General features: G+C 63.0%; 24 protein-coding genes. 16 read left to right on the forward strand and 8 right to left on the reverse strand.

Annotated features, from left to right (window positions below; genetic code table 11):
- Window positions 1-75 precede the first annotated feature (75 nt).
- The 5 genes from FHW69_RS06130 to FHW69_RS06150 are packed head-to-tail and all read right to left on the reverse strand — an operon-like array spanning window position 76 to window position 3,257.
- On the reverse strand, window positions 76-963 hold the full coding sequence (locus tag FHW69_RS06130; RefSeq protein ID WP_183422089.1) for a tyrosine recombinase XerC: 888 nt from the start codon (window positions 961-963) through the stop codon (window positions 76-78).
- Window positions 960-1,649, reverse strand: coding sequence for a DUF484 family protein (locus FHW69_RS06135; RefSeq protein WP_183422090.1), 690 nt, complete (start codon window positions 1,647-1,649; stop codon window positions 960-962). The genes FHW69_RS06130 and FHW69_RS06135 overlap by 4 nt, the downstream gene beginning before the upstream one ends.
- 54 nt (window positions 1,650-1,703) lie before the next feature.
- Window positions 1,704-2,537, reverse strand: a complete 834-nt coding sequence (gene dapF, locus FHW69_RS06140) for a diaminopimelate epimerase (RefSeq protein ID WP_183422091.1) — start codon at window positions 2,535-2,537, stop codon at window positions 1,704-1,706.
- Window positions 2,538-2,544: 7 nt separating this feature from the next.
- Window positions 2,545-2,748: a lipoprotein gene (locus FHW69_RS06145; RefSeq protein ID WP_183422092.1), complete on the reverse strand. Its 204-nt coding sequence runs from the start codon at window positions 2,746-2,748 to the stop codon at window positions 2,545-2,547.
- A gap of 35 nt (window positions 2,749-2,783) precedes the next feature.
- The gene (locus FHW69_RS06150; RefSeq protein ID WP_183422093.1) at window positions 2,784-3,257 is read right to left on the reverse strand and encodes a GNAT family N-acetyltransferase; all 474 of its coding nucleotides are present in this window, start codon (window positions 3,255-3,257) and stop codon (window positions 2,784-2,786) included.
- A gap of 232 nt (window positions 3,258-3,489) precedes the next feature.
- Between FHW69_RS06150 and FHW69_RS06155 the strand changes: the two genes are divergently transcribed.
- Window positions 3,490-4,974 (forward strand): RimK family protein, encoded by a 1,485-nt coding sequence (locus FHW69_RS06155; RefSeq protein ID WP_183422094.1) that lies wholly within the window; start codon window positions 3,490-3,492, stop codon window positions 4,972-4,974.
- Between the two features lie 10 nt (window positions 4,975-4,984).
- Here FHW69_RS06155 and FHW69_RS06160 read toward each other — a convergent pair whose 3' ends face one another.
- A complete protein-coding gene (locus tag FHW69_RS06160) occupies window positions 4,985-5,179 on the reverse strand; it encodes a hypothetical protein (protein WP_183422095.1) in 195 nt (64 codons plus the stop codon).
- A 177-nt stretch (window positions 5,180-5,356) separates the two neighbouring features.
- Between FHW69_RS06160 and aroE the strand changes: the two genes are divergently transcribed.
- The 9 genes from aroE to FHW69_RS06205 all read left to right on the forward strand — a co-directional run bounded on the left by aroE (window position 5,357) and on the right by FHW69_RS06205 (window position 11,418).
- A complete protein-coding gene (aroE, locus tag FHW69_RS06165; protein ID WP_183422096.1) occupies window positions 5,357-6,193 on the forward strand; it encodes a shikimate dehydrogenase in 837 nt (278 codons plus the stop codon).
- Between the two features lie 3 nt (window positions 6,194-6,196).
- A complete protein-coding gene (locus FHW69_RS06170) occupies window positions 6,197-6,457 on the forward strand; it encodes a YkgJ family cysteine cluster protein (RefSeq protein WP_183422097.1) in 261 nt (86 codons plus the stop codon).
- A gap of 840 nt (window positions 6,458-7,297) precedes the next feature.
- Window positions 7,298-7,804 carry a hypothetical protein gene (locus tag FHW69_RS06175; RefSeq protein ID WP_183422098.1) on the forward strand — a complete coding sequence of 169 codons (507 nt, stop codon included), beginning with the start codon at window positions 7,298-7,300 and terminating at the stop codon, window positions 7,802-7,804.
- A 211-nt stretch (window positions 7,805-8,015) separates the two neighbouring features.
- Window positions 8,016-8,462, forward strand: a complete 447-nt coding sequence (locus FHW69_RS06180; RefSeq protein ID WP_183422099.1) for a hypothetical protein — start codon at window positions 8,016-8,018, stop codon at window positions 8,460-8,462.
- 153 nt (window positions 8,463-8,615) lie between these two features.
- Window positions 8,616-9,083 carry a DUF1203 domain-containing protein gene (locus tag FHW69_RS06185; protein ID WP_183422100.1) on the forward strand — a complete coding sequence of 156 codons (468 nt, stop codon included), beginning with the start codon at window positions 8,616-8,618 and terminating at the stop codon, window positions 9,081-9,083.
- A 179-nt stretch (window positions 9,084-9,262) separates the two neighbouring features.
- Entirely contained in the window at window positions 9,263-10,219 is a 957-nt protein-coding gene (locus FHW69_RS06190) for an energy transducer TonB (RefSeq protein ID WP_183422101.1), read from the forward strand.
- 44 nt (window positions 10,220-10,263) lie between these two features.
- On the forward strand, window positions 10,264-10,563 hold the full coding sequence (locus tag FHW69_RS06195) for a hypothetical protein (protein ID WP_183422102.1): 300 nt from the start codon (window positions 10,264-10,266) through the stop codon (window positions 10,561-10,563).
- 25 nt (window positions 10,564-10,588) lie between these two features.
- A complete protein-coding gene (locus FHW69_RS06200) occupies window positions 10,589-10,885 on the forward strand; it encodes a hypothetical protein (RefSeq protein WP_255494543.1) in 297 nt (98 codons plus the stop codon).
- Window positions 10,882-11,418 carry a gamma carbonic anhydrase family protein gene (locus FHW69_RS06205; protein ID WP_183422103.1) on the forward strand — a complete coding sequence of 179 codons (537 nt, stop codon included), beginning with the start codon at window positions 10,882-10,884 and terminating at the stop codon, window positions 11,416-11,418. Before FHW69_RS06200 ends, FHW69_RS06205 begins: the two co-directional genes overlap by 4 nt.
- On the opposite strand, the gene FHW69_RS06210 is transcribed toward FHW69_RS06205, so the two are convergent.
- On the reverse strand, window positions 11,415-13,160 hold the full coding sequence (locus FHW69_RS06210) for a patatin-like phospholipase family protein (protein WP_183422104.1): 1,746 nt from the start codon (window positions 13,158-13,160) through the stop codon (window positions 11,415-11,417). The genes FHW69_RS06205 and FHW69_RS06210 overlap by 4 nt on opposite strands.
- A gap of 65 nt (window positions 13,161-13,225) precedes the next feature.
- On the opposite strand from FHW69_RS06210, the gene FHW69_RS06215 reads away from it, so the two are divergent.
- The 6 genes from FHW69_RS06215 (at window position 13,226) to FHW69_RS06240 (ending at window position 18,915) form a co-directional block, all read left to right on the forward strand.
- Window positions 13,226-15,265 carry a M3 family metallopeptidase gene (locus tag FHW69_RS06215; protein ID WP_183422105.1) on the forward strand — a complete coding sequence of 680 codons (2,040 nt, stop codon included), beginning with the start codon at window positions 13,226-13,228 and terminating at the stop codon, window positions 15,263-15,265.
- Between the two features lie 71 nt (window positions 15,266-15,336).
- Window positions 15,337-16,107: an exodeoxyribonuclease III gene (xth, locus tag FHW69_RS06220; protein WP_183422106.1), complete on the forward strand. Its 771-nt coding sequence runs from the start codon at window positions 15,337-15,339 to the stop codon at window positions 16,105-16,107.
- Window positions 16,104-16,778 carry a YecA family protein gene (locus tag FHW69_RS06225; protein ID WP_183422107.1) on the forward strand — a complete coding sequence of 225 codons (675 nt, stop codon included), beginning with the start codon at window positions 16,104-16,106 and terminating at the stop codon, window positions 16,776-16,778. The genes xth and FHW69_RS06225 overlap by 4 nt, the downstream gene beginning before the upstream one ends.
- A 90-nt stretch (window positions 16,779-16,868) precedes the next feature.
- Window positions 16,869-17,699 (forward strand): pirin family protein, encoded by an 831-nt coding sequence (locus FHW69_RS06230; RefSeq protein WP_183422108.1) that lies wholly within the window; start codon window positions 16,869-16,871, stop codon window positions 17,697-17,699.
- Between the two features lie 89 nt (window positions 17,700-17,788).
- Window positions 17,789-18,472 (forward strand): HAD family hydrolase, encoded by a 684-nt coding sequence (locus FHW69_RS06235; protein ID WP_183422109.1) that lies wholly within the window; start codon window positions 17,789-17,791, stop codon window positions 18,470-18,472.
- 98 nt (window positions 18,473-18,570) lie between these two features.
- Window positions 18,571-18,915: a hypothetical protein gene (locus tag FHW69_RS06240; RefSeq protein ID WP_183422110.1), complete on the forward strand. Its 345-nt coding sequence runs from the start codon at window positions 18,571-18,573 to the stop codon at window positions 18,913-18,915.
- Between the two features lie 88 nt (window positions 18,916-19,003).
- On the opposite strand, the gene FHW69_RS06245 is transcribed toward FHW69_RS06240, so the two are convergent.
- Window positions 19,004-21,718, reverse strand: a complete 2,715-nt coding sequence (locus FHW69_RS06245) for a discoidin domain-containing protein (protein ID WP_183422111.1) — start codon at window positions 21,716-21,718, stop codon at window positions 19,004-19,006.
- Between the last annotated feature and the right edge of the window lie 3 nt (window positions 21,719-21,721).

Genomic DNA, 21,721 nt, shown 5'->3' on the forward strand with positions numbered 1-21,721 from the left:
GGGGAGAACGCACGATGTGGGGATGGTCGGCGGACAGACCAAGAGTGTGCTTGACGGGGCCTGTCGCGAGTCGCGTCAGGTTTTGCGACGCGCCCGTGGGTGCGCGCCGTCATACACCTTGGCCAGATGCTGGAAATCCAGGTGCGTATAGATCTGCGTGGTGGCGATATCGGCATGGCCCAGCAGTTCCTGCACGGCGCGAAGATCGCCGGAGGACTCCAGCATGTGGCTGGCAAACGTATGTCGCAGCAGGTGCGGATGAATGCGTTTGGCAATGCCCTGCGCCAGTGCGAGGTGCTTCATGCGCACCTGCACGGCGCGCGGACTGATGGGTGCCCCGCCCCTGCCCTTGAACACGGGAGCTTCGAGGTTTGCGCCACCCAGTGCGGCCAATGCCCGCAGGGCTTCGACGGCGAAGCGTCCCACGGGAAGGATGCGCATCTTGTTGCCCTTGCCCAGTACCCGTACCTGGCCGTCGGCCAGATCCAGATCGCCCCAGCGCAGTCCCACTAGCTCAGACAGGCGAAGACCACTGGAATAGAACAGCTCGAGCATGGCCCGGTCACGCGGAGCCAGCGATCCGCCCACATCGGTTTCGACCAGCTCCTTGGCCTCATCTGCGTCCAGCACCTCCGGCAACTTGCGGCGAACCTTCGGGCCGCGCACGCCGGCAGCCGGATCATGTGCGAGGTGCCCTTCCCGGGTCAGGTAGCGAAACAGCGAGCGGCAGGCCGACAGCAGGCGCTGAATGCTGTTGGGCGCCAGGCCGCCACGGTGCTCGCGGGCAATCATGCCGCGCAGGCGGTCAGGGGCCAGACCATCGAAGCTGGCAAGCCCCTCGGCTTCCATGAAGCGGACGAGCTTTTCCAGGTCGCGCCGATACGCCGACAGCGTGTGCGCTGACGGCGCACGTTCCGCCGCGTAATGGCGGAGAAACGCTTCCAGCGCCTCGCGCGGACTCACGCCACCTTCCGCGCCCGTTCGATGGCCGAACCGACGGTGGTGGAAATCATCTTGAGGAACAGCGTGCCCATACCCGGCTGGAACCGATCCGGGTCAGCACTGCCGATGGCCAGCATGGCGTCATCCCCGATACGCATGAGGGCTGCGGAGCGCACGTCGTCCGCCTCGGCGCCAAACAGGCGCTGCAACTTCGGCTGAGCCAGACGACCCGCCATGGAGTCGTTCTGGGCGAGGAAGCTCTCGAACTCCGGCAGCCCAGCGATCCCGCGCGGCTCGCGCAACAGCCAGGTTTCATCGGGCAAGCCGTGCATATCTCCGTAGAACAGGACGCGAACGCGCTCCGAATGGAAGTCATCAGCCAGGCGGGCGACCACGCGCCGGACGGTGTCTTCCACACTGTCTGCCTGCAACAGGGCAAGCATGAGGGAGTGCACCCGCTGCATCAGCCGTTCGTTGTCGCCGGCGATGTCGGCCAGTTCGGCGAGCCGGGTTTCCAGTGCGGCGTTCTTCTCGCGAAGCGTCTGCAACTGATAGACCGACAGCGATGCGGCGGAGCCGTTGGAGCGTGGCATGACCAGTTCGTTGGCCAGATCCGGATAGTCGGCGAGAAAATCCGGATGACGCCTGAGCCAGGACGCCACGATGGCAGGCTTCAGGTCGCCGTCGAGCGCGGTGTCAGTGGTCATGGTCACATCCTGATGCAGACAAAAGTTAAGGAAAACAACCGGCTGACGGCGCAGTCAGGGACGGATTTCGCCCTCGAACACGAACGCCGCAGGCCCGGTCATCCACAGTGTATGTCCGGGACCATGCCATTCGATGGTCAGCACGCCGCCCGGCAGCGCGACGTCCACCACCGCATCCACGAGACCCCTGCGCTGTAACACGGCGGCAGCGGCGCAGGCGCCGGTACCGCAGGCCCGCGTCCAGCCACTGCCCCGCTCGTGCACGCGAAGGTCGATGCGGCGGCGGTCCACGCGATGGGCAAAGCCTGTGTTCACGCCGCGAGCGAAGCGGGGATGGCCAGTAATGGCCGGACCCAGGGCCTCAAGATGCGGGTCACGCAGGTCGCTGACTTCCAGCACGGCATGGGGGTTGCCCATGGACACCGCGCCGATGGTGACCGGCTGGCCATCTATATCGAGCATGTAGGAGCCGGCTTCCTGCGGAGCATCAAACGGCAGGTGCTCCGGGTTGAACTCCGGCTCACCCATGTCGACCATTACCTGATCGGCTGCCAGCACCCGGACGGTGACCGGCCCCGAAGGGCTTTCCAGTCTGACGTCCGTATTGCGGGCGATAACGCCTTCGCGATACAGCCAGGCGGCCACACAGCGAACGCCATTGCCGCACTGCCCCGAGGGCGAGCCGTCGGCATTCCAGATGCCGTAGTACCAGTCGCAGGATGGGTCGCGGGCAGGCTCGATGCTCAGCAACTGGTCAAAGCCGATTCCCGTGTGGCGATCCGCCAGAGCAGCAATGCGGGCGGCGCTGGGCGTCTTTGCGTCTTCGCGCCAATCGACCACCACGAAGTCGTTGCCGATCCCGTGCATCTTGGTAAAGCGGATGCTCACGGCCGGCTTACTGCACGTTGTGATTGTTGAACGGCGACAGCGGCGCGGTGGTGCTGGCCGCAGGCGCTGCGATGGTCGTGGGCTTCACCGTGGTGGCGGCGCCGGGCGCGGCAGGCTTGGGCGGTGCCGGAACCAGCGGTCCCTTGTTGCCACAACCGGCAAGCGTCAGCGTGACGATCAGCAACGCGAAAAGCGGAATCGTTCGGAGCATGGCTCGAATCCTCTGAGTACGCCCCGGAGTATGGCCTAGGCGAGACGCTTTTCGAAACGGATGGCGTCTGCTCCATCTGCGTAATAGCCCGGATAGCTGCCGATTCGTGTGTAGCCCAGGCGCTCGTACAGGCGGATGGCCACAGCGTTGTCGGTACGCACCTCAAGACGGAGGGCATTGCAGCGACGGGACCGCGCGAGGTCTTCTGCTGCCTCAACGAGCGCGGAGCCGACACCTTTGCCCTGCGCTTCCGGCTTGGTGGCAATTGAATACAGCCGGGCGACCTGCGTGCCGCGACGGAAAAACACGACCGCGGTGCCCAGGAAGCGGCGATGGTTGGCTGTGGCGATAAGTACCTGCGCGGAATCGCTGTCCAGATGACGGCGATATTGGGCGCGACTCAGGCGGTCGTGCGCGAAGGAGCTTTCTTCCAGCGCGACAAGATCATCGAGATCGCTCACTTCGGCGCGACGAACTCGCACCGGCGCGGTGACCGGGGGTGGACGCATGCGGATCAACTCCGGCGCGATGTGGGGCGGCGACGAGCCGGGGATCGTAGTGACACGCGCGGACTCTAGCCCTCACGACTCATGGTTACAACGTCTCTTGCCGAATTTTGTTTACGCGCCCTTCAGCGCACGGCCTTGTGGTTGCCTGATGCCGACGCCACACTGCATGAGTGGCGAAACGCGGGTCCATGACGGACCTCAGACGTGATTCGCCTGCACCCATTGAGGTCACATGAGTCGGCTCGTCATCGTCGTGGAGAAGGCCTCGGATTGGGGCTCCTACTATCCCTCCACCGACGTAGTTACAGCGATGGACTACCTCCGCGAGCCCGTCAGCGGTGACGACGAGCGCACGCACGTCATCAACCTGTGCCGGAGCTACAAGTATCTGGGCACGGGCTATTACGTGTCCCTGCTGGCCGAAGCACGTGGTCATCGGGTGATCCCTTCAGTGCGCAGCGTGAACGACCTGCGCCGTCGCTCGCTGTACGGCCTGGACATCGAAGACCTCAACCAGAAGTTGGCGAACTTCCTTCCTGCAGGCGGCCGCGACACCACCGACTTCGGGGTGCTGGTGTACTTCGGTGAAACCGCCTACCCCGACCTGCAAGATCTTGCGAGGCAGGTGTTTGAAACGTTCCCCTGCCCACTCATGCGCATCGAGTTCGAGCGCGACCGCGTGTGGCAAGTGTCGGCCATCAAGCCGGTGGGACTGCACACGCTGGACGACGCGCAGGAAGATGCCTTTGCCCAGGCGCTGGACAAGTTCTCCAAGAAGCTGTGGCGCAAGCCGCGCATGCGTCGCCGGTTCCGCTACGACATCGCCATGCTGGTTGACCCCAACGAAGCGATGCCGCCGTCGAACCGCAAGGCGTTGAAGCATTTCATTGAGGCCGGCAAGCATCTGGGCATCGAAGTCGATCCCATCGGCAAGAACGATTACCAGCGTCTTGCCGAATACGATGGCCTGTTCATTCGCGAAACCACCGCCAGCAACAACCACACCTACCGTTTCGCGCATCGCGCCGAAAAGGAAGGCATGGTGGTGATGGACGATCCGACGTCCATCCTGCGCTGCACGAACAAAATCTTCCTCAATGATCTGATGGTGTCGCGCAAGCTCGCCACGCCGCTGACCGAGATTTTGTACAAGGATGATCCCAGGCGCGTGCGCGATCTTCCCGAACGCTTGGGCTTGCCCATCGTGTTGAAGATTCCGGACGGCTCGTTCTCTCGCGGCGTCGTCAAGGTGGAAACGCAGGAGGCGCTGGAGAAGGCCGCCGCCGAACTCTTCGGGCACAGCGCGCTGTTGATTGCGCAGGAATATCTGTACACCGAATTCGACTGGCGCATCGGCGTGCTGAATCACGAAGCGCTTTACGCATGCCAGTACTTCATGTCGCGTGGCCACTGGCAAATTTACAACCATGGCGCCAAAGGCACTGCCAAGTCGGGCGGCTTCCGCACGGTGCCCGTGCGCGAGGCGCCCAGCGAAGTGGTGAAGCTGGCGCTCAAGGCCACGCAGCACATCGGCGACGGCATCTACGGCGTTGACCTGAAGCAGGTCGGTGACCGTCCGGTGGTCATCGAGGTCAATGACAACCCGTCCATCGACGCGGGCGTTGAAGATGCCTACCTGGGCGAAGATCTCTACCTCCGCATCATGCAGGAGTTCCTCCGCCGGCTTGAACTGAAGCGGCTTGGCATCGGCAAGTGATGGCCGGGCCTCAGGCCCGCCGGCGCAGTGCCAGGAGCAGGCTGGCCGGTGCCAGAACCAGCCAGAACGTGGGTGTCCAGCCCAGGCTTTCGCTGTGCAGCGGCATAGGCGTCAGCGTCAATACGGCGGCGCCCGCCAGCAGCCATCCAAGGGCGATCAGGGCACGTACGCGGCGCGGGGTAAGCGAATCGTTGCGGTCGATCATGGTCGGTCCTCCCGGGTGTGGACTGATCCTCCCGTGTGCCCGTCTCAGGGATCGCGACCGCTGACACGACCTTGATCGCCATTCGGGCACGCTGACGCGGAGGCTGCTTCCCGAACGAGCAGCCCGTTACAATGCCGGACGCTGGTTCGCGCCGGTGTTCGCCCCAGGAGAGAAAGCATGAGCGCAGCTGCGCACCGTTTTGCCGTGTTCGGTCATCCGATTGGTCACACGCTGTCCCCCGAGATCCACCAGGCGTTCGCTTCCCAGTTCGGTATCGACCTGAGCTATGAAGCCATCGACGCGACCCCCGAGCAGTTTCCTGAAGCCGTCCGCCGCTTCTTCGCTGATGGCGGCCTGGGTGCCAACGTCACCCTGCCACACAAGGGCAGCGCCTTCGCGCTGGCCCAGCAGCACACGCCTATGGCGGCACGCTGCGGCACGGCCAACGTGTTGACCCCGCTGGTTGGCGGCGTCATCGAGGCCCACAACACCGATGGCGACGGCATGGTCCGCGACATCACTGAGCGCCATTCGCTGGACTTGCGCGGACACAATGCCCTGCTTCTGGGCGCGGGCGGCGCGGCACGCGGCGTGGCCTGGGCCCTTATGGACGCTGGCGTCGGCACGCTGACCATCGTCAACCGCTCACCTGAAAAGGCCGACGAACTCGCAGATGCCATCGGCGAACCGGCGCGCGCGCATACGCGCTACTGGGAAGACCTGGCCGACCTCGGCAGCTTCGACCTCATCATCAACGCCACCTCGGCGGGCGTGGTGGGCAACGGACTCGATCTTCCGACCGGCCTGGTAGGCAATCGGGCCCTCTGCTACGACCTCTGCTACGGCATGGCCGCTGCCGGGTTCATTGGCTGGGCGAAGGCGTCGGGTGCGGAATACATTCACGACGGCCTCGGCATGCTGATCGAAACCGCAGCCGACGCGTTCGAGCGCTGGCACGGCAAGCGTCCGGACACCGATCCGGTCTACGCAGAACTCCGTCAGCGCTACGGCTGACCCGTGGGCCTCGTTTGCCGCGCCCGCTGCGGGGCCTGCTGTATCGCACCGTCCATCAGCTCACCCATTCCGGGCATGCCTCATGGCAAGCCCGCGGGTGTGCGTTGCGTGCAACTCACCGACGACAATCGCTGCGCCATATTTGATCAGCCCACACGCCCGAAGGTATGCGGCGGCCTTCGTCCCGAACCTGCCATGTGTGGAAATGATCGAGTTCATGCGCTGACGTGGCTCGCCGATCTGGAACGCGAGACGGTCCCCTGAGACGTCGCTACCCATCCCGATGTCACGGCCGTATAACGAGCGTGATGCGTAAAGCGCCACAACAATGAGCATGAGCTGTCGCGGGCCCCAAAACGGAACGTACCGGATTGTGCTGTATCCGCGGTTGACATCCGACTCTTTCGATCTGCGCTGGGATATTTCGTCACCGAAACCTATAGCTTTGGCGAGACCAATAGTATAGATACATACTTCGTCCGCAGTGCCAATACTCCCAACCGTGTGGCAGAGATCCATACACATCCCGAAAATAAAAATTTTTCGGGGATGACGGCTTTTGGTATGCCCATGGAGCACAACGTGAGAACTGTTGGTCAAACTATCGCGGCGATCTAAATCGCTATTGGTCCTTAGGGATTAATGGCATGGTGGCGTTGCCCAATGGGGGGGATATATGGATGGCATTACAAATCCACGCGAAGCCGTATAGACCGTTTCGGCCCAGAGGCTTTGGGCGACAGCGTTTTTACGATAAGAGGCAGTCACTGATATGAAGCGAGTACTCCAATGGGAAGATCGCCATCGGCCAAGGAGCGTTCGTCAGCTGGGATATCCCGATGCTCCTCGCGCCATGGGAGGCTTTTAAGTCATCCGATACTGTGGAAGGCGTCATGATTAAATTTCCCGATGCCCCCGCGCTCTTGAAGCGCCCGCTCAGCGTTTATCCTCGGATTGTTTATCTGAGGGGAATGTACAGCGCGAAAGCAGCAGGCGTGAGGGAATATGGAGGTGTCCGAACCGGCAGCGCCATATCTGGATTGATCGGCAGCAAGTCACGTTTGCCTGAGTTCCGTACCTGATGTTTTTCAGTCAAGGCCACCCATGAAGCGCGTTCTTTTCTTCATCTTGTTCTTTCTATCGTTCGATGCTGTTGCGCTTGGTCCACAGAAGTCCTGCTTCCGAACAGGAGCAGACAGGGAAGGCATATGTTCAGTGTCGTTGACTACGTTGATTACCCGCGGAGAAGAGTTTGACGGCAAGATTGTCATGGTCACGGGGTACTTTGCGTACGCCGAATACCCGATGATCTTCGTGTCCAAAGAAGCGTTTTTGTCATCCGATGCAGCCAGTGGCGTCGGCATTGTGTTGCCTGAAAGCTCTGCGCTAGCCCGGAAACTCACAAATTCAGATCATCAGATCGTTGAAATAGTCGGCAGATATCACGCGGTAGCGGAAGACGTCTCGGCATTTGGTGCCTTGCGCACCGGCGGAAAAATTTCTGAAATTACCTCGGCCGGCCCCACAGAGGCCATGCCCTGGGGCTATTCACTCCCTGTTCCTTACGGAGTTGAAAAGAAGGCACATTCGGGGGGCGCGGAAACGCCTTGAACGATTCGGACAAAGGAAACGATCGCGCTTTCGACGTCCAAGCGTATGTAGTGATTGAGAGCCGATCGGCGAGGGGTAGTTCTGAGATCTTTTCCGTCGTCCCGAGCGAACCTGTGATCGGGAACTTAATCTGCTGGCGGGGGTAATCAAATGCCCGAAGTATCAGAGGCATCGGATGCACGGCAGAATCATAATTTTTGCGGAACAAATCATGAAAAGAAAGTGGGTTCGATTTTTGCTACTGGGTTCCCTGCTCGCCGTATGTAATGTATTGGCTTTCGTACGCGCGGATATGCCCCTTGAACAGAAAGTTGCGAATTCCGACGTAGTGATTATCGGTTCCGTCGTCATGCAGCGTGTTTACGATGATCGCCTGCATTTCCGTGAATTGGTGGCTCGTGTGCACGTCGAGACGGTGCTTAAAGGCGATCCCGAAACATTTATCGAGGTTCGTTACGACAGTGACATGCCCGAGATGACGCCAGAATGCTGTGAAGCGAACAAGACATATCTTCTGTTCCTGGCCAAAATGCCCGGGTCGGATATCTACCGTATTACCTCCGGTGGTTTCGGCGCCTATCCCATTATGGGAGCGGATTTCGCTGCGGATTGGCCAGGGAAGCCGTCTTCGCCGAAGGCGGCGCGAGTCGTCAGATAGGCAGCAGGCGGGCCACTTTCGCGCAAAGCGTCTACGCCCGCCCTGCGCTGACGATGCGATAAATGTGCCGCTGAATGCCAGTATCACAAGAATCGGATGGAGCCCTCGCGTGGTCAGGTTCACCCTGATGCTTTCCACGCGAGTGCGACTTCGATGTCCTTTGTCATTTCCGGTGTTGATCCCACCCCATTCCTTTCCCTGTATGGCCTTTCCGACGAGGAACTGACGCGTCAGGCGGTTTGTCGCGTTGTGGCAAACGAGCCTCGCAGTTTCCCCGAGCGTGTGGAGCTGCGTGATGCGGAGCCGGGGGAATCGCTACTGTTGCTCAACTACGTGCACCAGCCGACCAATACGCCTTATCAATCCAGCCACGCGATTTTTGTACGCGAAGGTGCGACGGTGGCGGCTCGGTTTGAAGCCCAGGTGCCTGCTGTCATGCAGCGACGTCTGATTTCACTTCGCGCATTCAACACCACCCATCACATCGTGACGGCCGACGTTGTAGACGGCAGCGCATTGGAAGCCTCTATCGCTGCGTTCCTGGCGCGCGACGATGTCGCCTACCTTCACGCGCATTACGCGAAGTACGGATGTTTCGCGGCAACGGTACATCGAGCCTGACATGCGAGCGCCGGCTGCATCGGACAGGTTCTGCACCTGAGCCTAGCGCAGGTCCCGCCCACCCTCGTCAGAACCCCGCCGCCACACCGCTGCAACAGTATCCCGTTAACGTGGCGCGCCCGCCGGGGACGTCCGACAGGGGGACGTCCTGGATGCGGGATTGCCCTGGCGCCACCTGCATGTCTTCACATTTGAACGTTTCCTTCCTACGGCGCGCGGCCATCGCGGTGGCTGTACTGGCTGTCGTGGGTGCGGGCGCAGTCTTCGCGCTTCATCAGAGTCACGGCGAAAGTGGTGAGGTTGTTGCGGCCTCCGACGATACGGCTGATGCCGGCACTCAGGCGAAGGGTGGCGGAGAGGTGGAGATCCTGCTTGGCCTCGCGCGTGACGCCATGAAGGACAACCGGCTGGTGTCTCCGCAGGGCAACAACGCCTACGAGTATTACCTCAGTGTGGTGCAGCTCCAGCCGAACAACGTAGTGGCGCTGGATGCGTTGCGCGAGACGCTGCCTTTTGCGTCCACGGAAGTGGAGCGCCTGATCAATCAGCGCGAACTGGATGAGGCACGGCGCGAAATCGCCCTGCTGCGCGACTTCGATCCCACCAACTACACGCTGGTGATTCTGGGTGCGAAGCTCGATGCACAACAGCGCGTGGTCACGGCTGAAGATGAAGCCCGCGCGTCGATGATGCGCGCTGCCGATGCAAATCCTGCCCGCGCCACCCGCGCGCCGGAACCCGTGGCTGCGCCCGTGGTGGCGACCGCTCCCGCGACGACCGTCCACAACCCGGTGCGCAGCGCCCCCACGCCCGCCGCTCCGGCCGCCGCTGCCGCGGCACCGGCTGTCACAACTGCCGCCACCCGCAGCGAAACGCCACCGATCCTCCGGCGCGAAGTGTCTCCGTCGTATCCGGCCGATGCGCGTCGGCTCAAGCGTCAAGGCTGGGTGGAAGTCAGCTTCACGGTGGAGCCGGACGGCCGCGTGAGCCAGGCGTCTGTCGCCGATGCTGACCCGCGCAACCTCTTCGATCTGGCGGCGGTAAGTGCGGTGAAGCGCTGGGAATTCTCTCCCGCCACCCGCGATGGCCTGCCCGTGCGCAGCGTTCAGCGACGCAGGATTCAGTTCACGCTTTGACCGTCGCGTCATAATGGGGTCACACCTCAATCAAGGCGTGACCCATGCGATCGACTATCCTCTTAGCCTTCGTCGTGGCCTGCTCCGTCGCAGGCCTTGCCGGTTGCCAGACCACGTCTGCGGGCGCGCAGCCCAAGCCCGTGGCCGGTTTTGTCACTGACATGAAGGCGTTTGATACCTTCATCGCCACGCATCCCACGCCGGACCAGTTCCGCGCCGCTTATCCGGATGTGCAACTCGTGCTACCGGGCATGGTCACCACCATGGAAATGCGCATGAACAACAGCCGTTATTCGGCGCAGCTGGATGACCAGGGCCGCATTACCGGCGGCAATTTCCAGTAACGCGGACCTTCCAAGGAGACATTCCATGATTCGTCCTTCCGCAGTATTGCTGGCCCTTGCTCTCGCGGGCATGTCATTGGCCGGTTGCGATGCGGCACATCCTGCCGCGACCCGACCTGTAGCCGGAGCGGTTACCGACATGACTGCCTTTGATGCTTTCATCGCCACGCATCCCACACCCGATCAGTTCAAGGCGACCTACCCTGACGTCATGCTCGTGCTGCCCGGCACCATGGCCACTCGCGAATTTCGCCACGACAACAGCCGCTATTTCGCTCAACTGGATGCAGAAGGCCGGATCACCGGCGGGAAGTTCATGTGAACAATGTTCGACCCTATAAAGGCGTGCTGCCCACCTTCGGCGCACGCTGCTATGTCGACCCGGCCGCCACGCTGATTGGCGATGTGGTGCTGGGCGACGACGTATCCATCTGGCCGGGTGCGGTCGCACGCGGTGATGTGCATTACATCCGCATTGGCGCCCGCACCAACCTTCAGGATGGCGCGATCATCCACGTCACTCACGACGGCCCGTATTCGCCGGGTGGTTATCCCACGATCATTGGCGAAGATGTGACCATCGGTCACGGTGCGGTCATTCATGCGTGCACCATTGAAGATGCCTGTCTCATCGGCATGCACGCCACGGTGCTCGATGGCGCCACGGTGAAGAAGAACGGCTTTGTCGGTGCCGGCGCGGTCGTGTCGCCGGGCAAGGTGGTCGGAGAGCGGGAACTGTGGCTGGGCAATCCGGCCCGGATGGTCCGCCTGCTTACCGATACGCAGGTGGAGCAGCTGTATTACTCGGCCGCCACCTACGTTCGCGTCAAAGACGATTACCTCGCCGAAGGCTAAGCGCCCCGTTTGAGAACGCGGGCTGTGTGCGCATAGCCCGCGTCGACCGCTGCCTGCCAGCCGTTCCAGTCCAGCATGCCCACGTGCTCAAGCGGTGGGGTCAGCAGAAGGTCAGCCAGGGCGCGGCGTTCTGCACTGGCGACTTCAGCGTTCACCATGGCCGCGCGCACCAGCGTAGATACCAGCGAGGGCCGCACGATGCCCCGCCGCCCCTGAAACCACACCCGAAGCGGATGCGGACTGGCCGTTTCGTCCAGACTGGCTGTCAGGGATGTGCCCGCACGGATGTCCACGGCGGTGATATGGCCGATGTCGTCCGCCCGCATCACGTCGGTGGGAAGGTTATCCACCAGCGCGCCGTCCACGAAGACCCCGCCGTCATGCGTGACCGGTGGGAGCACCCCGGGAATGGCGCTACTTGCACGCAGCCATTGCCAGAGGGGCCCGCTTCGATGCACGGCCTTGCCCGCCCCGCTGAGGTTGGTCGACACGCAGAAGAACGGAATCGGCAGGTCCTCGATGGACACGGCGCCGAAGGTCCGCCGAAGCATGCGCGTGGCACGACGTCCCCGCGTCAGGGCGACAAGCGGCAGTGTCCAATCAGATAGAGGACGTCCTGATACGAAGCCGGCGCACATCGTGTCGGCCATGCGTTCCACGGGCCAGCCCATGGCCACTCCGGCGGCCACGATGGCGCCAATGCTTGTGCCACCTACGGCATCAAAGGCCAAGCCTGCTTCGCTGAAAGCCCTCAGCGCACCCAGATGAGCCATGCCCCGCGCTCCGCCGCCTGCGAGCACCAGTCCACGACCGTGTCCGGAAACCAGTCGCGCGATGCGGTCCACATCCGCGCCGGATCGCACGTGATGCTGGCGCGCCCCCGGGGGCAGCCACATCAGCCAGCGCGCGGCCGCGCCCTGAAGTACGTCGTGCCCCGGATGAATCAGGATCAGGTGGTGCGGACGACGGTCGTCGGGATGGTCGGGCGCCATGCCCTGCCACGGCGTCGCCTGTTGGGCGGCCAATACCGGCAGAAGCAGCGAATCGGCCTGGCGGATGCAGCGTGCGCGCCAGACGCCCTCGCCCTCGGTGTCCAGATAGACCGTGTAGTCCAGTTCCGCTTCGCGCTCGGCAAACCACGCACCGCTGCGGCCTGCCCCATGTTCCGGGCCGATCAGCGCCGCCCGGCCGTGCCGCGACAGCGCCTGCACCAGCCGTGTTGCCAGCGTGCGTGCTGGCACGCCGCGGTCATGAGCCAGTACGGCAAAGGTCCGTGGCTGGCCGGTGCGCCGGTCGGTGGAGGTGTCGCGCAACTGGCGGATCGCGCCCTGCGCCGTCGCGAGCATGATGGCGCCGTGGTGTCCGGCCACTTCCGTGAAGTGACGTGAGGGAAGCCAGAGCAGTTCGGTGTCGCGCACGGCGCGCACCGTTCTGCGCCGCGGATCGCCGGTGATCTGACCTACGCCGCCGACGATGCCGCCCGCAGGGATCAGGTAATCCGTGCCGCCCTGGTCAGTGAGTGACGCCAGACAGCCGCTCCGCACCACATACAGGCCATCGGAGATTTCCCCGCTTGTGAACAGCGTTGACCCACCCGGAAGCGACAGCCAGACGAGCCGCCGCCGGATGGCCTCACGCGCCAACGGGTCCAGCGCCGCGAATTCGGCGGATCGGCAGAGCAGGTTGTCCACATCCGCAGGCAGAAGCATGCGGTCAGGCTGGCAGGCCAAGATGACAAACACTTGGCGATCCGGCTTGATTTGACGCCTGCGTAGCACCACGCTTGGCGGTCTAAAGGAGACCCAGTATGGATAGCAATCCGCTGCTTGCCGAAAATGACCTGCCCACCTTCTCGGCCATCCGCCCGGAGCACATCGAGCCGGCGGTCGATGCCCTGATTGCCGCCGAAAAGGCCGCCATCGAGGCCATCGCCGCGCCTGGGGCGCCTCGCGATTTCGCCCATGTGATGCTGGCGCAGGAACGTGTGGGCCAGCGCCTTTCGCGCAGTTGGGCACCCGTCAGCCACCTGCATTCGGTGGCCGATTCCGAAGCTTTGCGCAAGGCGCACGGCGCGGCGGAAGAAAAGCTCACCGACCATGGCATCGAGATGGGCCAGAACCGGGAGCTGTACACCGCCGTGCAGGCCGTCGCCGACAGCCCGGCCTTTGCGTCGCTGTCGAAAGCCGAAAAGGCCTCGATCGAGCACGCGCTGCGCGACTTCCGCCTTTCCGGCGTCGCGCTCGAAGAGCCTGCGCGCAGCCGTTTCCGCGAGATCGGCGTGGAGCTGTCCAGGCTCAGCACCGATTTCTCCAATGCCGTGCTGGACGCCACCGAAGCATGGCACGAGCACATCACCGACGAGCGCGACCTGGCAGGCATTCCGCCCTCGGGCCGTGCGGTGCTGCGCGAATACGCCAAGGAAATGGACCTTGAGGGCTACGTCGTCACCCTCAGGCAGCCCAGCGTGCAGGCGGTTCTCACCTACGCAGAAAATCGCGAACTGCGCGAACGTGTGTATTGGGCCTACCAGACCCGCGCCTCGGATCAGGGTCCGAATGCCGGCAAGTTCGACAACTCCGAGCGCATCGAAACCATCATGGCGCTCCGCCACGAAGCCGCCCAGCTGCTTGGCTTTGCCAACGCAGCCGAGGAATCGCTGGCTACCAAGATGGCGACTTCGCCGCAGGAAGTGCTGGATTTCCTTGGTGATCTGGCCCGCCGCGCGCGCCCCGTCGCACAGGAAGAATTGAAGGAACTGCGCCGCTTCGCCAGCGAAGATCTGAAGCTGGACAACCTGGAACCCTGGGACGTCGGCTTCGCGTCCGAGCGCCTTCGTCAGTTGCGCTATGCGCTGGACGAAGAGCAGCTGAAGCCCTATTTCCCGTTGCCCTCTGTCATTGAGGGCCTGTTTGCGGTCACGCAGCGCCTCTACGGCATCACGCTCGCGCAGCGCGCCGACGTGGATACCTGGCATCCGGACGTTGCCTATTACGACGTTCTGAATGCCGAGGGCAACGTATTTGCTGGCGCCTACGTGGATCTGTATGCCCGCTCGGGCAAGCGTGGCGGCGCTTGGATGGATGTGTGCGTTGCCCGCTTCCGTGACGGCGACAGCCTGCAACTGCCGGTGGCTTTTCTTACCTGCAACTTCGCGCCGCCCAGCGATGGCAAGCCCGCCCTGCTGACCCACGACGACGTGGTTACCCTCTTCCATGAATTCGGCCACGGCCTGCACCACCTCCTGACGGAGGTCGACCTGCCTTCGGTGGGCGGCATTGATGGCGTGGAATGGGATGCCGTGGAATTGCCCAGCCAGTTCATGGAGAACTTCGCCTGGGACCGCAAGGCACTGGACCTGTTCGCCCGTCACTACCAGACAGGCGAGGTGCTGCCTGAGGAGATGTATCAGCGCATGCTGGCCGCGCGTCACTACCACGCCGGCCTGTTCCTCGTGCGTCAGCTGGAGTTCGCGCTGTTCGATTTCCGCCTGCACCTGGAATACGACCCGGCGCGCGGGGCTCGTCCGATGGATGTGCTGGAAAAGGTCCGGCACGACGTCGCCGTGATGCATCCGCCGGCCTGGCAGCGCTTCCCGCACGCGTTCACCCATGTGTTCTCCGGTGGCTATTCGGCCGGGTACTACAGCTATCTGTGGGCCGAGGTGCTTTCGGCCGACGCGTTCGAGCGGTTCGAGGCGGCGGGCGTGCTGGACCGCACGACTGGCGACGCATTCCGTCGCGAAATCCTCGCGGTGGGTGCGACTCGTCCGGCGCTGGAGTCGTTCGTGGCATTCCGCGGTCGTGAGCCGCAGCCGGCCGCGCTGCTGCGCAGTTACGGCCTCGCCTGATCGTCAGCCGCGCCCATCCCCTGACCGGGATGGGCGCAGCGTTTACTGGCGTCCTCGCCTACAATGGCGCCATGAAAATCGCGTCGTGGAACGTCAATTCGCTGAAGGTCCGCCTGCCGCATTTGCAGCAGTGGCTCACCGATGCCCAGCCCGATGTGGTGGCGCTGCAGGAAACCAAGCTGGAAGACAGCAAGTTTCCGGCCGACGAAATCGCCGCCCTTGGTTATCGCTGCGTCTTCTCGGGCCAGAAAACCTACAACGGTGTTGCCATCCTTGCCCGCGGCGAAATCACGGATGTGATGACGGACATCCCGGGGCTGGACGATCCACAGCGTCGCATTCTTGTCGCCACCGTGGGTGGCGTCAGGGTGGTCAATCTCTACGTGGTGAACGGCAAAGCCGTAGGCGATGAGAAGTACGCCTACAAGCTGAACTGGCTCGCCCGTGTCCGTGATTTTCTTGCGGATGAAATCACCCGCTATCCGAACATGGTGGTACTGGGCGACTTCAATATTTGCCCGGACGACCGTGATGTCTACGATCCGGTGGCCTGGGGCGAGGACATTCTGTGTTCGCCGCCTGAGCGTGCCGGTCTTGCCGCCATCACGGCGCTGGGACTGCACGACAGCTTCCGTCTTTTCGAGGCCGAGGCCGGCCATTTCAGCTGGTGGGACTACCGTCAGGCAGCCTTCCGGCGCAACATGGGTTTGCGGATCGACCTCATCTTGATCAGCGATGCGCTTAAATCAGCGGCGACATCGTCAGTTATCGACCGCACCCCACGGACCTGGGAGCGTCCCTCGGATCACACGCCGGTGACGCTGGAGCTTTCCCTTTCATGAATACCCCAAAGTCCGATTGGCCCAGTTCGCTGGACGACAAGGAACTGGAAGAACTCGACCGCTACCTGCGAACTCACGGGGGCGAAGGCGACCTGATGCTCGATGGCGTCCATGGTCTGCTGTCTGCCATCGCGGTGGGTCCGCTGGAAGTGTTGCCTGACGAGTGGCTTCCGGAAGTGCTGCATGATGCCTTTACCGACGAGGAAGAAGGCAATCGCATACTGGCGCTGCTGGCCAAGCTCAACGACTCCATCGGGGCGGAGCTTGAGGTGGACGCCTACGAGCCCATCCTCGGCGAAATCGACACCGAGCAGGGTCCGATGCTGACAGCCGCTGGCTGGTGCGAAGGTTTCAGCCGGGGCATCGACATGCGCGCTGTGCTGTGGGAGACCCGTCTGGCCGAAGATCCGGCATTGATGGAAATCCTGGGGCCGATCATGGCCCTTGCCGTGGACGAGGGCATCCTCGCGGCCGATACCGAGTTCGAGAAGCTTACCGACGACGAGTACGACGACTGCCTGGCGCAGGTTCCCGTGGTACTTGGCGCGGTGGGCGACTACTGGCATACCCATGCGCCGACTCAGGCCGAGGTCGAGGCCATGGCCAAGCCGCGCACGGACGAGGGCGACGACCATCCGCCGCGTCAGCGCAGCGGTCACTGGGTGCACTGACGCCTCGCGGAACGCAGCGTTCACCGTACGGTGCTTGGCGGCCACCCGGCCAGGCACCATCCTTACGGCCTCTCACCCGAGGACCGTCCCATGACTGACCGCACCATTACCCACCGCGTCCGCGGCATGGATACGTCCGATGGAGCGGGCGTCAGGCTCAAGCGCGTGATCGGCCAGCCGGCGCTCGACATGCTGGACCCGTTCCTGCTGCTGGACGAATTCCGCTCCGATCAGGCCGGCGACTACATCGCGGGCTTCCCCGAGCACCCGCATCGCGGCTTCGAGACCGTGACCTACATGCTGGCCGGCCGCATGCTGCACGGTGACAACCACGGCAATCGCGGTGATCTGACCGCAGGCAGTGTCCAGTGGATGACCGCCGGGCGTGGGATCGTGCACTCCGAGATGCCGCAGCAGGAAGAAGGCCTGATGTGGGGCTTCCAGCTCTGGGTCAACCTGCCTGCATCGGACAAGATGACCGCGCCGCGCTATCAGGACATCCCGCCGGAAAACATTCCGGTGACCTCACCTGCGCCAGGTGTCACCGTACGCGTGGTCGCGGGCGATATCGCCGGCACCCGCGGGCCGGTGGACGGCGTGGCGACGCGTCCGATGTATCTGGATATCGCACTGGATGCCGGTGCGCGCTTCGATCTGGATGTTCCGGAAGGCCACAGCGCGTTTGCGTACGTGTTCGAGGGCAAGCAGGCCGAAGTGGCGGGCGAGACTCTGACGCGCAGCGAGTTGGCAGTGCTTTCCAGGGGAGATCGCGTCACGTTCGCCGCTGATGAGCCCACGCGCGTGTTGTTCGTGGCGGGTCGGCCGTTGAATGAGCCGGTCGCCCGCTACGGCCCGTTTGTGATGAACACGCCGGCTGAAATCCACGAAGCCATCGCCGACTTCCGCGCAGGCAAGTTCTGACGGACAACGTGTTCCGATACGCCAGAAGCGAACGAACTTCGCTTCTGGCGGCATTGAACGGGTAGGGCTGTGCCCTTACCCTTCAAGGCATGTCCCGAGCCAAACACGCGTTTCTCTTCGACCTCGACGGTACCCTCGTCGACAGCGTCTACCAGCACGTCCTTGCCTGGAAGGAATCTCTCGATCTTGAGGGTATCGACCTTTCGGTATGGCGCATTCACCGCAAGATCGGCATGAGCGGTGGCTTGTTCACCGACATCCTTCTGCGAGAAACCGGTACCGAGATTACGCCTGAGCGCATCGAGCGCCTGCGCGTGAATCACGCCGCCGCCTATGGACGACTGGCTAAAGCTGGCGCGGTGCGGCCGCTGCCAGGCGCCAAAGAGTTGCTGGCGTGGCTGACGGAAGCGGGCATCCCCTGGGCCATTGCGACCAGCGGACGGATGGAGACGGCCGCACACAATATTGCCGCGCTGGGCGTCGATCCTGAAAAAATCCCGGTCGTCACCCGCGATCAGGTACGCCACGCCAAGCCGGACCCCGATTTGTTCGTGACGGCGGCTGAACGCCTGGGTGTCGACATCCGGGACGCTCTGGTCCTGGGTGACAGCATCTGGGACATGCTTGCCGCACAGCGTGCGCGCGCCCTGGGAATTGGTCTGCTATCAGGCGGTTACGGCGAAAATGAGCTGGAGCGCGCTGGCGCTTATCGGGTCTTCGCCGACCCGGCCGACCTACTGCTTCACATTGATGAAGTGGCGGCGCGTAGCTGAACGCTGTCATCCACTGACATCCAAATGTTAAGTGGGGTTAATCGTTTGGGTGTCTTTCGTCGCTAGGCTGTGAACATCTGTTCTTACAGGACCCGCCTATGCGTCACCTGTTCACGTTGGCCCCGTTGGCTCTGGCCGCGATCCTCGCGGCCTGTTCCCCCTCTTCTCCCGACAGCGCGTCGTCGTCTCCCTCGGCATCCGAGCCCGCCCCTGGCAAGACGGCTCCGGCCAATCCCTCGCTGGGATCGCCCGAGTGGTACGCGTGGGTCGACAAGACACTGGCCATCAGCGATGACGGTCACGGTCCCAAGGCCGGCACGCCGGAATGGGATTCTGCCGTGCAGGCGAAACTGGGCGAGGAAGCCCCGCAGCAGAAGCTGGGCTCGGCCGAATGGCAGCAGTCAGTGGATGCGTTGTTGCGGACGCGGGTCGCTACCCATTGAGGTATTCGCGGGCAAGCTCGCTCCCCTGGAAATCAGGTCACTGTGGGAGCGAGCTTGCTTGCGACGCCTGCGGAGCGCCGCATCGAATTCAGAGAGGGACTTTCAGCGTCGTAACGCCACCCGGCACGACCTTGTCCCCAGCCGGTAGCGACAGAACAAATCCACCCGGCGGTTTCGCATCGCCACTCAATGTCAGTACCGCGTCCTTTCCGACGCGCTTCAGCGTGTAGCCGAGCTTCCCGTACGGCGTACGCATATCCCGCACGATGATGCCCTCGCCTTCCAGCCACGCGGCCGGCACACCCGCGGCGAGAACGAACGCATGGTCTGCCGCGCGGTCATAAGCGAAGAGATCAAGCGCCGAGCGCACGTAGTCCGACGCGATCCACGCGTGCGGCATGTCGCCGACGAAGCGCGGCTTGCGCGGATCACGACCCACCACTTCCGCCCACTGGTTCCATGCGGCCGGACGGCGGTCGGCAAAGAAGAACCTCAGCAGTTCCTGCGTCCGATCCCGCCAGCCAAGCCGCACGAAGGTCGCCACGGTGCGCAATTCGTAAGGTGTGTAGTCGTCCCATTCGAGCTTGCCATCCCGGCGCGCCACGAAGGCCTGCCAGTAACGCTCGAACGTCTGTTGCACCAGCGCGGCGGGCAGACGCGCCTGTTCGCCGCCGGGAGAAATGGCAATCGTGGTGGAGGTGGCGTCGAAGTCGCCCAGTTCCGCCGCACCCGGAATGAAGTCGATGTGCTGAGCCTTCACCGCTGCCGCAATGGACGCGTGCAGATCGGTGCGGAACGCATCCCGCGACGCGCTCATCGTCGAGGCCTGTCCGGGCTTGCCCACAACAGCCGCAAGCTCCGCCGCGTCGTCGTAGCCCTTCATTGCCCAGAAATCGTCCCAGTACGAATGCATCGGCTTGGCGGAATAGCCTTCGTGGCTGATCGACGCCGGCATCAGGCCATACAACGGCGTGCCGCGCTGTGCGTTGGTCTGTTCGCTGCGACGCAGGATGTCCATGTAGGCAACGGCTCGCTCCACGTGCGGCCACAACGCATCGAGCTGAGCGCGGTTGTGCGTATAACGCCAGAGTTCCGCCACGCTGAAAATCAGCTCACCGTGACTGTCGTTCTCCGGCACCGGATCCGATCCGCGCGCATCCACGCAGCACGGCACTTTGCCGTTGGAGAACTGATGTGGCGCATACCATTGAACAAACTGGGCGGCGACGTCGTCGTGCCCGGTGCGCAGCAGGCCTTCCATCATCATCGCGCCATCGCGCACCCAGGTGCGGCCATACGAGCGCGTGCCCGGCTGAAGCGCGGGCCCCTGCCGTGACATCAGAATCTGCGCCACGCCGCTGCGCATCGTGTCGACGATGGCCTGGCCCGCGGGCGGCACACGAACCTGCACGCGGTTGAGCTTCTCGCGCCATTCAGCCGCCGTGCGTTGAAGCGCAGCCTCAGCCCACGCGTTGCTGCTGGAGGTGGGCAGCGCTGGCGCTTTCTCCGTGGCTGCCACCAGAACCACATCGGCGTAGCTGTGGGCCGCCACATGCAAACGATAGAGCATCGCGCCCTGAGCGAATCCACGCTCATCGTGCAGCGAACGGATTGAAGGCGCCTTTCCACCATCCAGTTGTTCGCTGAGTGACCCATCGACGTCACGGCTGCCGATGAAATCGTCTGCCTTACTGAGCGAAATCACCTGCTGTGACTGGTTGACGGTGAGCTGGCGGCCATCCCACGACAGATCGTGAATGGGACTGGTTCCACCTGGCGAGTTGAGGAACTGCGTCGGCGGATTAACCTGGAACGGTCGGGCCATCAGTGCGAGCGTGACATCACGCGCATCGTCGCCATCATTGCGCACGCGATAACGCATCACGGTACGCGACGCGCCCGGCTCGCCCTCGGCGAACACCGTGGTCGTCAGAGCCAACGGGCCCTTCGTCCATGCCACGGACGGAATCGGCAGATAGCCGTCCAGAAGCGACTGCGTGGTATCGACGTCTGCCCACGTGATGAGCTTGCCACCGTCCACGAGAAACGGCTCAATCGAGAAACTGCTCTTGCGTACTTCGACCGCACCATCTTCGGAAATCAACGCGGAATCGGCGCTGCCGCCATCCACGCCAACCAGAGTCCAGTACGACTGCTCACCGGAGAAGCCGCGCGGATACAGGCCGCGGCGCACTTTCTGCGCCTGATTCTGGAAGTAGACATTCGGCGGTGCGGATGCCGTGATCGGCGTTGTGTTCGCAGGCTCCGGATCGCGTGGTATCAACGACAGATGGCTGAAGCACAGTTCGCCCTTTCCACCCTTCTCCGCGTAGACCATCAGCTCGACAGATTCGGTGTGCGACAGCGTGCGATCCTTCGTCGGACCCCATGCAAACTCGATGTCCTTGCGACGGGCTTCGATATGTTCGCCACCACCTGCCACAAAGCCGGGCCGCTGATGCCACCAGACGTTGTCACCACTTGCGTCGATAAGCTTCAGCTGAAGCGTGTTTGGCTGCGTCGATCCGTGCACATTGAACGACAGCGCGAAGTTCGCCGGGAAGTCGATGGGCAGTTTGCGTCGGATCGACGCCGAGCCGGACACGCCGTTGAAGTTGTAATCGAGGCAAAGGCTGCCCTGATCGTTGCGAAGCGTGGCGCTGACATCATCGGTATGTTCAGCCGTCCATCCACCCGAGGTGAAGTTGTCGATGACATGGACACGCGGAGCGGATGCGTGGGCGCAGCCAAACACACAGCCGGCAGCGAGCGCGGCTGTGAGGGTCATGGAGCGAAGAAGCATGTT

The sequence above is a fragment of the Luteibacter sp. Sphag1AF genome (assembly GCF_014192715.1).
GTDB lineage: Bacteria > Pseudomonadota > Gammaproteobacteria > Xanthomonadales > Rhodanobacteraceae > Luteibacter.